Below are 11,883 nucleotides of genomic sequence, written 5' to 3'. Positions count from 1 at the left end.
AACCACCATGACTACTCATGTCTTCAAGCCAGACCAGCCGCCACCCGTAAGGGCCGTGGGCGCTGTGGCCTGGATGCGCGCCAACCTGTTCTCGGGCTGGTTCAATACCGTGCTTACCCTGTTGGCACTGTACCTTATCTGGATAATCGTACCGCCCTTGCTGAGCTGGGCGATTTTCGATGCCAACTGGGTCGGTACCGTACGCGAGGATTGCACCAAGGCAGGCGCCTGCTGGGTGTTCATCGAGCAGCGCATCGGCCAGTTCATGTACGGCTATTACCCCAGCGACCTCCGCTGGCGCGTTGACCTCACCGTATGGCTGGCCGTTATCGGGGCAGCCCCGCTCTTCATTCCCAAGATGCCGAAGAAGGTGAAGTACGGCATTGCCTTCATCGTGCTTTATCCCATCATCGCCTGGTGCCTGCTGCACGGTGGTGTGTTCGGAATGGCCACTGTGCCCACCAGCCAGTGGGGCGGGCTGATGCTCACCCTGGTGATTGCCACGGTAGGGATTGCCGGTGCGCTGCCACTGGGCATCGTGCTTGCACTGGGCCGCCGGTCCAAGATGCCCGCCGTGAAGGTAGTGTGCGTGACCTTCATCGAGTTCTGGCGCGGTGTACCTCTGATCACTGTGCTGTTCATGTCCTCGGTGATGCTGCCGCTGTTCCTGCCTGAAGGCATGAACTTCGACAAACTGCTGCGGGCCTTGATCGGCGTGATCCTGTTCCAGTCGGCCTATGTGGCCGAGGTGGTGCGGGGCGGCATGCAGGCCATTCCCAAAGGCCAGTATGAAGCGGCTTCCGCCATGGGGCTGGGCTACTGGCGCAGTATGGGCCTGGTGGTACTGCCACAAGCGCTCAAACTGGTTATCCCAGGCCTGGTGAACACCTTTATCGCACTGTTCAAGGACACCAGCCTGGTGATCATCATTGGCCTGTTCGACCTGCTCAACAGCGTCAAGCAGGCTGCCGCCGATCCCAAATGGCTCGGCATGGCGACCGAGGGCTACGTATTCGCGGCCCTGGTGTTCTGGATTTTCTGTTTCGGCATGTCCCGCTACTCCATTCATCTGGAGCATAAGCTGGACACCGGTCATAAGCGCTAAGCGTCAGGAGAGAATATGAACAACCCCATCAAGCAACCCGCCGGCGCTGAAGGCATTATTCGCATGACCGGTGTGAACAAGTGGTACGGCCAGTTCCACGTGCTCAAGGACATCAACCTGAACGTGCGCCAAGGCGAGCGTATCGTGCTGTGCGGGCCGTCCGGTTCAGGCAAGTCCACCACTATCCGCTGCATCAACCGGTTGGAAGAACACCAGCAGGGCAGCATTGTGGTGGACGGCGTGGAACTGACCAACGACCTGAAGCAGATCGAAACCATCCGCCGCGAAGTGGGCATGGTATTCCAGCATTTCAACCTGTTCCCGCACCTGACCATTTTGCAGAACTGTACTTTGGCGCCTATGTGGGTACGCAAGATGCCCAAGCGCCAAGCCGAGGAAATTGCCATGCATTACCTGGAACGCGTACGCATTCCAGAGCAGGCGAACAAGTTCCCTGGGCAGCTCTCCGGGGGCCAGCAACAGCGTGTGGCCATTGCACGTGCACTGTGCATGAAGCCCAAGATCATGTTGTTCGACGAGCCCACCTCGGCGCTGGACCCGGAAATGGTAAAGGAAGTACTGGATACCATGATCGGCCTGGCCGAAGACGGCATGACCATGCTGTGCGTGACCCACGAAATGGGCTTCGCACGAACTGTGGCCAACCGCGTGATCTTTATGGACAAGGGCGAGATCGTAGAGCAGGCAGCACCGGACGACTTCTTCGATCGGCCGCAGAGCGACCGTACCCGTCTGTTCCTGAGCCAGATCATTCACTGAGGTGCCTGTAGGCGCCGGGCATGCCGGCGCGCTTTCAATCTGATTGCGCAAGCATAGCCTTGCGCCTACAGCGCATTAGCCTCATGCCCAATGATGCTTCTGTAGGCGCCAGGCTTGCCCCCGCTTTCAACGTCACCGCGCAGCACCAGCCTGACGGCTGCAGTGCACCCGCTTCACTTCAGTTGATCCTCCTCCGATCACAGGCGTAGAGTGCTCGGCTAATTTGTTTCCGAATAAATCCAGCCGAGCCTTGCATGCCTCCCGACCACGCTTCACCTGATGCTGTCGCCTTCACCTCCCGGTGGAAATCTGTCGTTCTGATCGGTGCACTGGTCCTGGTTGCCTTGAACCTGCGGCCGGCGTTGTCCAGCCTTTCGCCTTTGCTGCATCAGGTGTCCGAAGCTGTGGGAATAAGTGCGGCCATGGCCGGGCTGCTCACGACACTGCCCGTCTTGTGCCTGGGGCTGTTCGCCCCGCTGGCACCGCTGCTGTCTCGACGTTTTGGCGCGGAGCGTACCATCGGAGGTATTTTGCTGCTGCTGGCCGCGGGTATTCTCCTGCGCACTCAATTCGGTGCTGTGGGGCTGTTTGCAGGGAGTGTGGTGGCGGGGGCCAGTATCGGCATCATTGGGGTATTGCTGCCGGGTATCGTCAAGCGAGACTTTCCTGCCCATGCCGGCCTGATGACGGGCGTCTACACCATGGCCCTGTGCCTGGGCGCGGCGACGGCAGCAGGCACCAGCGTGCCGCTCAGCCAGGTGTTCGATGACAGCTGGCGCTGGGGGCTGGGGTTCTGGCTGGTGCCTGCCCTGATCGCTGCGCTGGCCTGGTGGCCGCAAACCCGTACGGGCCACCACGCTCGCCGGGCGATCTACAAGGTGCATGGCCTGTTGCGCGACCCGTTGGCCTGGCAAGTGACGCTGTTCATGGGGCTGCAGTCCTCGTTGGCCTATATTGTGTTCGGCTGGCTCCCCTCGATTCTGATCGATCGCGGGCTGTCTGCTGAAGACGCCGGGCTGGTGACATCAGGCTCTATTATTGTGCAGTTGGCCAGTTCGCTCAGTGCGCCATGGCTGGCCACACGTAGCCATGACCAGCGAATGGCCATCCTGGTGGTAATGGGGCTTACCCTGGTAGGCCTGTTCGGCTGCCTGTACGCCCCAGTGAGTGGCCTGTGGGGTTGGGCCGTTGTACTGGGGCTAGGGCAGGGCGGTGTATTCGCTGTGGCACTGACGCTGATCGTATTGCGTTCACCCGATGCACATGCGGCGGCTGGCCTTTCGGGTATGGCACAGGGGTTCGGCTATACGTTGGCGTCCATGGGGCCGCTGGCCGTAGGTATCGTGCATGACCTGACCGGTGGCTGGTCGGCCATGGGCTGGGTATTTGCCGTAATCGGCATTGGCGCCACAGTGGCTGGCATGGGTGCTGGGCGTTCGCGCCTGGTGAACGTGCGCAGCGAACGTATCAATGACTGACCTCCCAGCAACGCCTTGGTCGGTGTACCTGGTGCGAGCGGCCAACGGTTCGCTTTACTGTGGCATCAGTAACGACCCGCACCGTCGCTTTGCAGCCCACCAGAGTGGAAAGGGCGCGCGGTTCTTCCGCTCCAGCCCGGCTGTGGCGCTGGTGTACATCCAGGCCTGCCTGGAGAAGGGTGAGGCTTTGCGAACCGAGCGCGCCATCAAACGGCTGCCCAAAAAAGTGAAGGAAGCCATGGCCCTGGCTTGGCAAAACGACCATAGCGGGTGTGAATAACAAAGGATCGGCGGGTATGGGTAGGCTTGGCCTTCAGACGCCGCTAAGCTGGGCATACTCTCACCCGCCTGGATGCTGCAATGACCGCACTGATCCTGCATCACTACCCTACCTCGCCCTTCGCTGAGAAGGCTCGCCTGATGCTGGGCTTCAAAGGCTTGGCGTGGCACTCGGTCAATATCCCGCCGATGATGCCCAAGCCAGACCTCATGCCCCTGACCGGTGGCTACCGCAAAACTCCCGTGCTGCAGATTGGGGCTGATGTGTACTGCGATACCGCCCTGATTGCCCGCCAGTTGGACAAGGTACAGCCCACCCCCGCGCTATTCCCTGCCGGTAAAGAAGCGGTGGTGGCGGCCTTCGCTGGCTGGGTGGACTCGGTAGTGTTCCAGCATGCCGTAAGCTTTGTATTCCAGCCTGAGTCGGCAGCGGTGCGCTTTTCCCGCTTCACCGAAGAGCAACGCAACGCCTTCCTGGCCGACCGTGCCAAGCTGTTCAGTGGCGGGGCGGCCAGCCGTTTACCGATCGAGATTGCCCGCCATCAGTGGCCGGTCATCATGGGCCGCGTTGAACAGCAGCTGAGCGCCGGTGGGGAGTTCCTGTTCGGGGTGCCTAGCCATGCCGATTTTTCCTTGGCGCACATCTGCTGGTTCCTGCTGGCCACGCCGGTGACCTCGCCGTTGATCGAGGGCTACCCCAACGTAATGGCATGGTTCAAGCGGGTACAGGCGTTTGGCCAGGGTACACCTACGGAGTTGAGCAGCGGTGAAGCCTTGGAGAAAGCCAAGGCCGCTACGCCGGCCGGCTTCCCGGAAATCGATTTCGTGGACCCCAGCGGTTTCAAGGCGGGTGATCAGGTAGTCGTTTCGGCCACCGATTATGGGGTGGACGGGGTAGCGGGTGAGTTGGTCTACACCGACCACGAAGAGATCGTGGTGCGCCGTGAAGATGACCGTGCTGGCACGGTGCAGGTGCATTTCCCTCGGATGGGGTTTGCGATCAAGGCGGTGTGAAGCATCACACGCTTTCGTTTTGCGTGTTTGAGCCAGGTCAAGGCTCATTGAATAAAACCCACCCCGGCTTTCCGGGGTGGGCTCACCGTTGAAAATTACTCTTCGTGGTGATCCCTAAACCAGTCAAACCAACGGTATAGCCGATAGCAACTGGCAAGGGCGCTCAGTACAGTCCACACTTTTGCAAAAAAGCGTTTCATGTCTTCAAGCCTCCAAGGAAGGCCTGACCTCTAACGTACTGATCGGAGCTGATACGCTTGAGTCCATTGTTGATAGGGCTTTTCGAGGCGGCTGGTTGATGGACCTTTCGCAAGTCCGATCCGGGTTCCTACGCCCTGGGCCGAAAGGGCCAGATCCCGTGCGGTTCAACCTACCGCTCGATGCCTTATCACTGGCTGAGCGCGTGCATGGTAACCGTCAATAGGGGGCTGTAGGGGAAGGATTTGTAAGAGGAAGTATTACGTTGCAACGCCAGTGACATACTCTGGGCAATGTTGCACGTACTTAACATGTTGAATTATCAAGGGGCTTGTCCTGCCTGCTCCATCTGCTTAGACTTGCGCTGTTGATGGGGCTTTTCGAAGCCTAGGCTTCATCGTTAAACGAACGAATGATGCCGCGCTCCACAAAAAACCGCCCTCCTACGGCGGTTTTTTTATGGATGGCAAAAGGGGAGTGTGGGTCCCGTCCCCAACTCAATCCTTCCTACGCTTCAACTGGTCCGTCAGCTGCGTCGGCAGCCCCTTGATAATCAGCGTACCCGCTGCTTCGTCATACTCGACCTTGGAGCCCAGCAAGTGGGCTTCAAAGCTGATGGACAGGCCCTCGGCGCGGCCTGTGAAGCGGCGGAATTGGTTGAGGGTGCGTTTATCGGCCGGGATTTCCGGCGACAGGCCGTAGTCTTTGTTGCGAATGTGTTCATAGAACGCCCGTGGCCGGTCTTCATCGATCAGGCCAGACAATTCTTCCAGTTCCACAGGCTCCCCATTGCGGCTCTGGCTGGTGGCATAGTCCACCAGTGTCTTGGTCTTCTCGCGAGCGGCTTCTTCGGGCAGGTCTTCACTTTCAACGTAGTCACTAAAGGCTTTGAGCAGCGTGCGGGTTTCACCGGGGCCGTCTACGCCTTCCTGGCAGCCGATGAAATCACGGAAGTACTCTGAAACTTTCTTTCCGTTCTTGCCCTTTATGAACGAGATGTACTGCTTGGACTGCTTGTTGTTCTGCCACTCGGACAGGTTCACCCGTGCCGCCAGGTGTAGCTGGCCCAAGTCCAGGTGGCGAGAGGGCGTAACGTCCAGCTCAGCGGTCACCGCCACCCCATCGCTATGGTGCAGTAGCGCAATGGCCAGATAGTCCGTCATGCCCTGGTTGTAGTGAGCGAACAGCACATGGCCCCCTGCCGACAGGTTGGACTCCTCCATCAGCTTTTGCAGGTGCTCGACGGCGACGCGGCTGAAGGCCGTGAAATCCTGCTCTTGCTCAAGGTAAGCCTTGAGCCAGCCGCTGAAGGGGTAGGCGCCGGACTCAGGATGAAAAAGTCCCCATGCCTTGCCTTGCTTGGCGTTATAGCTTTCATTCAGGTCGGCCAGCATGTCGTCCAGCGCCTGGGAAGGCTCCAGCTCGCGGTCGCGGGCATGGAGCACGGCGGGGGTGCCGTCGGGCTTCTTGTCGATCAGGTGAACAATGCAATGACGGATCGGCATGGGCGCCTCGGGAATTACGGAAAGCAGCAAGTGTACCGTAACTGCTGGGCGGCAGAACGGCTGTATCGTGGTGAGCCAACCGCGACAACCGACCGCAGCCTGCCCTTTTTTTGGCTGTTTTTTAGCCAAAACCTTAATAAAGACGAATATTTACTGCTGGGGTGGCGGATATTTATCTGGCTCTGTGCTAGTTTTGCCGGCTCTTGCGCTGGTACGCCAACGGCTGGCCCGCTGGCCCCGGCGTTAGCCCGCTTTATCGGCCTTCCTTCAGCGCGAACCAAACACCGCTGCGGGCATCTACATTGCCGATTGGCGAGGCTGTATCCAGAGGCCGGGCCCTGCGGGGGCCGGTTTTGACGGGTGACAATGCTCTGGCAACCCAAACGAATTTGAAAGGGAAGGAACACTACATGGCACTTACCAAAGACCAACTGATCGCTGACATCGCCGAAGCTGTAGACGCGCCGAAGGCCATGGCCAAGAACGCGCTGGAGCAACTGGGCCAGATCGTTGCCGACCAGCTGGAAAACGGCAGCGAAATCACCCTGCCAGGTATTGGCAAGCTGAAGGTTTCCGAGCGTCCTGCACGTACCGGTCGTAACCCGTCCACCGGTGCTGCTATCGAAATCGCTGCAAAGAAAGTTGTAAAGTTCGTGCCTGCCAAGGTACTGACCGACGCTATCAACAAGTAAGTTGAGCGTTATGAAAAACCGCACCTCAGGGTGCGGTTTTTTTTGGCCAGCGTTCAGGCGCCCGTGCGCTGTTCCCGCGTTTGAAAGGTCCAGGCCAGGAAACGGCTTTGCTTCTGGCCTTGGCCCATGGCAACTACCCGTGTTTCCAAGGCACCTGCGCGGGCAATACGCGCCTGTAAAGGGGGCAGGTTGCCCACTTTGGACACTAGGCAGGTAAACCAGCCGATGTAGGGCCCCTTCGCCGTGCTCTCGTCAATCAGGCGGCTTACAAAGCTCAACTCCCCGCCCTCGCACCACAGCTCGGTTTGTTGCCCGCCAAAATTGAGCACAGGCAGCTGCCGAGCGGGGTCGGCCTTGCCCAGGTTGCGCCATTTTCGTTGGCTGCCAGCGATCGCTTCCTGCGCGGACGCATGGAAAGGCGGGTTGCACAAGGTTGCCGTAAAGCGCTCGCCAGGTTGCACAATGCCTTCCAGTACGTGCCTTGGCTGTGTTTGCAGGCGCACCTCGATCGCTTTGCCCAGCCCGTTGGCCTTGGCAATAGTCTGGGCGGATGCCACGGCCACCGGGTCAATGTCGGACCCTGCGAAGCGCCAGCGGTAATCCAGGTGGCCTAGCAATGGGTAGATGCAATTGGCGCCGGTGCCGATGTCCAGCACACGCACCTGGGCACCTGTGGGAGGTGTACCACCGTGGTCTTCGGCGAGCAGATCGGCTACGCCGTGAACGTAGTCCCCACGGCCTGGCACAGGCGGGCACAGGTAGCCCTCGGGAATGTCCCAGAACTTGATCCCGTACAACGCCTTGAGCAAAGCACGGTTGAACACGCGTACAGCCGCTGGGTTGGCAAAGTCGATGCTTTCCTTGCCATAGGGGTTGAGAATGACGTAATCGCCGAGTTCAGGGGTACCCTGGATCAACTTGGGAAAGTCGTAACGGCCTTGGTGGCGGTTACGGGGGTGCAAGGTCGGTTTCATCAATAGGGCCACAGAAAAAGGAACGCGGCTGGCGCCACTCCGGAACCTGGAGCAACGGCCAGCCGCGAGGGTGGCGTTAAAGCGCGCTGATACGGGCGTGCTGTTCGGCCAGTTTGGCCAGGGCTTGCTCGGCTTCGGCGAGCTTGGCGCGTTCCTTGTCGATCACGGCAGGGGGCGCTTTGTCTACGAAGGCCGCATTGGACAGCTTGCCGCCCACACGGTCCACTTCCCCTTGCAGGCGGCCGATTTCCTTGTTCAGGCGGGCCAACTCAGCGTCCTTGTCGATCAAGCCGGCCATGGGCACGAGCACTTCCAGTTCGCCCACCAGCGCAGTGGCGCTCAGCGGGGCTTCGTCGGAAGCGGCCAATACCGTAAAGGCTTCGATCTTGGCCAGCTTGCGCAGCAGGTGCTGGTTTTCCTCAAGGCGGCGCCGGTCGTCTTCGCTCGCGTTCTTCAGGTACAGGTGCAATGGCTTGCCGGGGCCGATGTTCATTTCGCCACGGATGTTGCGCACACCCAGCATCAGCTCCTTGACCCACTCGATGTCCCGCTCGGCGGCTTCATCAATGCGGCTGTCGTTGGCCACAGGCCAGGGCTGCAGCATGATGGTCTTGCCTTCGATACCCGCCAGCGGCGCCAGGCGCTGCCAGATCTCTTCGGTAATGAACGGCATGAACGGGTGCGCCAGGCGCAACGCCACTTCCAGTACCCGCACCAGCGTGCGGCGCGTGCCGCGCTGACGTTCGACTGGCGCCGTGTCGTCCCAAAGCACGGGTTTGGACAGTTCCAGGTACCAGTCGCAGTACTGGTTCCAGATGAACTCGTACAGGGCCTGGGCGGCCAGGTCGAAACGGAACTGGTCCAGCTGGCGGGTCACTTCGGCTTCGGTACGCTGCAGCTGCGAGATGATCCAGCGGTCGGCCAGTGACAGTTCGAAGGCTTCGCCGTTCTGGCCGCAGTCCTCGCCTTTGTCCAGCACGTAGCGGGCTGCGTTCCAGATCTTGTTGCAGAAGTTGCGGTAGCCTTCCACACGGCCCATGTCGAACTTGATGTCGCGGCCCGTGGATGCCAGGGAGCAGAACGTGAAGCGCAGGGCGTCAGTGCCGTAACTGTCGATACCCTCGGGGAATTCGGCGCGGGTCTGCTTGGCGATCTTGTCGGCCAGCTTAGGCTGCATCAGGCCACTGGTGCGTTTGTCCAGCAGCGCATCCAGCGTAATGCCGTCGACGATGTCCAGTGGGTCCAGCACGTTGCCCTTGGACTTGGACATCTTCTGGCCCTGGCCATCACGCACCAGGCCGTGCACGTAGACCGTCTTGAACGGGACCTGTGGTGTGCCGTCGGGGTTTTTCACCAGGTGCATCGTAAGCATGATCATCCGGGCGACCCAGAAGAAGATGATGTCGAAGCCGGTGACCAGCACGTCCGTGGGGTGGAAGGTTTTCAGGAACTCGGTCTGTTCCGGCCAGCCCAAGGTGGAGAACGTCCACAGGCCGGAGCTGAACCAGGTGTCCAGTACGTCGGTGTCCTGCTCCAGCTTCACCTCGGCACCCAACCCATGCTTGGCGCGCACGTCGGCTTCGCTACGGCCTACATACACCTGGCCGCTTTCGTCGTACCAAGCCGGTACCCGATGGCCCCACCACAATTGACGGCTGATGCACCAATCCTGGATGTCCCGCATCCATGAGAAATACATGTTCTCGTACTGCTTGGGCACGAACTGAATGCTGCCGTTTTCCACTGCTTCGATGGCTGGCTCGGCCAATGGCTTGGTGGACACGTACCATTGGTCCGTAAGCCAGGGCTCGATCACGGTGCCGGAGCGGTCGCCCTTGGGCACCTTCAGGGCATGGTCGTTGATGCCGACCAGCAGGCCGTCCGCGTCGAAGTCCGCCACGATGCGCTTGCGTGCTTCGAACCGGTCCAGGCCTGCGTAGGCCGCGGGCAGGGCAGTGTCGATGTGCTCATTCACCGAGCCGTCCAGGTTGAACGCCTGCACGGCCGGGAGCACCCGGGCATGCTTGTCGAAGATATTGAGCAGCGGCAGGTTGTGGCGCTTGCCCACTTCATAGTCGTTGAAGTCGTGGGCGGTGGTGATTTTCACGCAGCCAGTGCCGAATTCGGGGTCGCAGTAGTCGTCTGCGATGATCGGAATGCGGCGGCCTACCAGGGGCAGGTCCACGAACTTGCCGATCAGGGCCTGATAGCGCTCGTCATTGGGGTTAACGGCTACGGCCACGTCGCCCAGCATGGTTTCGGGGCGTGTTGTGGCGACTACGAGGAAGGCGTTGCCTTCTGCTGTGGTAGCGCCGTCGGCCAAGGGGTAGCGCAGGTTCCAGAGGGAGCCTTTCTCGTCGTGGCTTTCCACTTCCAGGTCGGAAATAGCGGTGTGCAGTTTGGTGTCCCAGTTCACCAGGCGCTTGCCACGGTAGATCAGGCCGTCTTCATGCAGGCGCACGAAGGCTTCCTTGACCGCCTCGGACAGGCCGTCATCCATGGTGAAGCGCTCGCGGGTCCAGTCTACCGACGAGCCGAGGCGGCGGATCTGGCGGCTGATGTTGCCGCCGGACTCGTGCTTCCATTCCCAGATTTTATCCAGGAAGGCCTCGCGGCCCAGGTCGTGACGGCTCTGGCCCTTGGCTTCGAGCTGGCGCTCTACCAACATCTGGGTGGCGATACCGGCGTGGTCGGTACCAGGCTGCCATAGCGTGTTGCGGCCCTGCATGCGGCGGAAGCGGATCAGGGCATCCATGATGGCGTTGTTGAAGCCATGGCCCATGTGCAGGCTGCCGGTCACGTTCGGCGGCGGGATCATGATGGTGTACGGGTCACCAGAGCCCTGGGGCGCGAAATAGTTCTGCGCTTCCCAGGTCTGGTACCAGGACGTTTCGATGGCGTGCGGCTGGTAAGTCTTGTCCATGCGCGGCAGGGCCCTGTTAGGCAAACGATTCGGAAAGCCGGACAGTATAACGGACAGGGCGGCAGGGGTGTAGGCGTGGCAGCAACGGCCTGGAAGCCGTCAAGGCGTAAGCAGGCGCTGCATGCGGGCTTCGAGGCGGCGTTTGATCTCCGTTTCGATATGCGGGGCAAAGTCATCGATCACGTCTTGCATGATCTTGCGCGCCGCTTCCCGTAACTCGGCGTCCAGGTGCAGTAACGTGTCCTGGCGGTTCTGGGCGGGAGTGGCCTTGGGTAGCTCAGCCACGTCCACCAGCAGGGGAGGCTGGTCGATGTCCAGTGGCGTTTCACCGGTGGTTTCAAATAACAGGGGCACCACCTCTTCAGTAGGCTCGCCCACAGTTTCGGTCAATACCGGTGGTTCCAGGGCATCATCGCCCAGCAATCGACGAATCGACTCCAGGTCATCCAGCAACTGGTTGGAATCGGGCAAGGGGGTGGGCTTATCCATCAAAGTAGACTCAAAGGCGCGTCAGGCGGTGATCCTGCAAAGGATAGCCCTGTTCGCGATAGAAGCGGAAATTCTCCCGGGCCTGGTCTCGTACGGTGGGGTCCGAGATGACAATTTCTGCCACGCGGTTGAAGCGGCCAACGAACGCGGGTACCGCCAGGGTAAGGTTGATCAGTAGTTCGCCGTTCGCACTTTCAGGTTCTGAAAGGCCTAGGGTCACCGGTGCCAGCGTAAGGTCATCCCCCTGGGTATGGGGCACAAAGCTTTCACCTTTGAACGCCCAGAGGCGGGTGTCCATGTCCTCGCATTGGTCGGCGTTTGAACACAGCACATGCACCTGGTGGCCCAGGCGCCAGGCTTTTTCGGCCAATTTGCAGGCGAAGTCCAGCCGCGCTGAAGGCAGCGCGCTGGGCAGAATATAGAAATCGACCTGGGTCATGGTTCAA

At 60.2% G+C, this 11,883-nt stretch carries 11 protein-coding genes; 6 read left to right on the top strand and 5 right to left on the bottom strand.

Annotation, left to right across the window (positions count from 1 at the left end; translation table 11 throughout):
- Positions 1-7: 7 nt before the first annotated feature.
- From HBH25_RS05840 to HBH25_RS05820, 5 genes are all read left to right on the top strand, one after another.
- Positions 8-1,105 carry an amino acid ABC transporter permease gene (locus tag HBH25_RS05840; RefSeq protein WP_168082423.1) on the top strand — a complete coding sequence of 366 codons (1,098 nt, stop codon included), beginning with the start codon at positions 8-10 and terminating at the stop codon, positions 1,103-1,105.
- A 15-nt stretch (positions 1,106-1,120) separates the two neighbouring features.
- A complete protein-coding gene (locus tag HBH25_RS05835) occupies positions 1,121-1,885 on the top strand; it encodes an amino acid ABC transporter ATP-binding protein (RefSeq protein WP_168082421.1) in 765 nt (254 codons plus the stop codon).
- Positions 1,886-2,139: 254 nt separating this feature from the next.
- Positions 2,140-3,363 (top strand): CynX/NimT family MFS transporter, encoded by a 1,224-nt coding sequence (locus tag HBH25_RS05830; protein WP_168082419.1) that lies wholly within the window; start codon positions 2,140-2,142, stop codon positions 3,361-3,363.
- Positions 3,356-3,643: a GIY-YIG nuclease family protein gene (locus HBH25_RS05825; protein WP_168082417.1), complete on the top strand. Its 288-nt coding sequence runs from the start codon at positions 3,356-3,358 to the stop codon at positions 3,641-3,643. Before HBH25_RS05830 ends, HBH25_RS05825 begins: the two co-directional genes overlap by 8 nt.
- A gap of 80 nt (positions 3,644-3,723) precedes the next feature.
- Positions 3,724-4,656: a glutathione S-transferase family protein gene (locus HBH25_RS05820; RefSeq protein WP_168082415.1), complete on the top strand. Its 933-nt coding sequence runs from the start codon at positions 3,724-3,726 to the stop codon at positions 4,654-4,656.
- A 695-nt stretch (positions 4,657-5,351) separates the two neighbouring features.
- Here HBH25_RS05820 and yejK read toward each other — a convergent pair.
- A complete protein-coding gene (gene yejK, locus HBH25_RS05815; RefSeq protein ID WP_168082413.1) occupies positions 5,352-6,359 on the bottom strand; it encodes a nucleoid-associated protein YejK in 1,008 nt (335 codons plus the stop codon).
- A 410-nt stretch (positions 6,360-6,769) separates the two neighbouring features.
- Here yejK and HBH25_RS05810 point away from each other — a divergent pair, with 410 nt between their 5' ends.
- On the top strand, positions 6,770-7,051 hold the full coding sequence (locus HBH25_RS05810) for an HU family DNA-binding protein (RefSeq protein ID WP_168082411.1): 282 nt from the start codon (positions 6,770-6,772) through the stop codon (positions 7,049-7,051).
- A gap of 53 nt (positions 7,052-7,104) precedes the next feature.
- Here the strand turns inward: HBH25_RS05810 and rlmF are convergent, their stop codons facing one another.
- The 4 genes from rlmF to HBH25_RS05790 form a co-directional block, all read right to left on the bottom strand.
- A complete protein-coding gene (rlmF, locus tag HBH25_RS05805) occupies positions 7,105-8,025 on the bottom strand; it encodes a 23S rRNA (adenine(1618)-N(6))-methyltransferase RlmF (RefSeq protein WP_168082409.1) in 921 nt (306 codons plus the stop codon).
- A 76-nt stretch (positions 8,026-8,101) separates the two neighbouring features.
- Positions 8,102-10,948 (bottom strand): valine--tRNA ligase, encoded by a 2,847-nt coding sequence (locus HBH25_RS05800; RefSeq protein ID WP_168082407.1) that lies wholly within the window; start codon positions 10,946-10,948, stop codon positions 8,102-8,104.
- A gap of 99 nt (positions 10,949-11,047) precedes the next feature.
- Positions 11,048-11,437, bottom strand: coding sequence for a DNA polymerase III subunit chi (locus HBH25_RS05795; protein WP_168082405.1), 390 nt, complete (start codon positions 11,435-11,437; stop codon positions 11,048-11,050).
- 10 nt (positions 11,438-11,447) lie between these two features.
- Positions 11,448-11,876, bottom strand: a complete 429-nt coding sequence (locus HBH25_RS05790; RefSeq protein WP_168082403.1) for a DNA polymerase III subunit chi — start codon at positions 11,874-11,876, stop codon at positions 11,448-11,450.
- Positions 11,877-11,883: the final 7 nt, after the last annotated feature.

The sequence above is a fragment of the Pseudomonas quercus genome, from assembly GCF_012033695.1.
Classification (GTDB): Bacteria; Pseudomonadota; Gammaproteobacteria; order Pseudomonadales; family Pseudomonadaceae; genus Aquipseudomonas; species Aquipseudomonas quercus.
The sequence above is the reverse complement of the archived record's forward strand: the minus strand, read 5'-3'. Positions and strand labels throughout refer to the sequence as shown.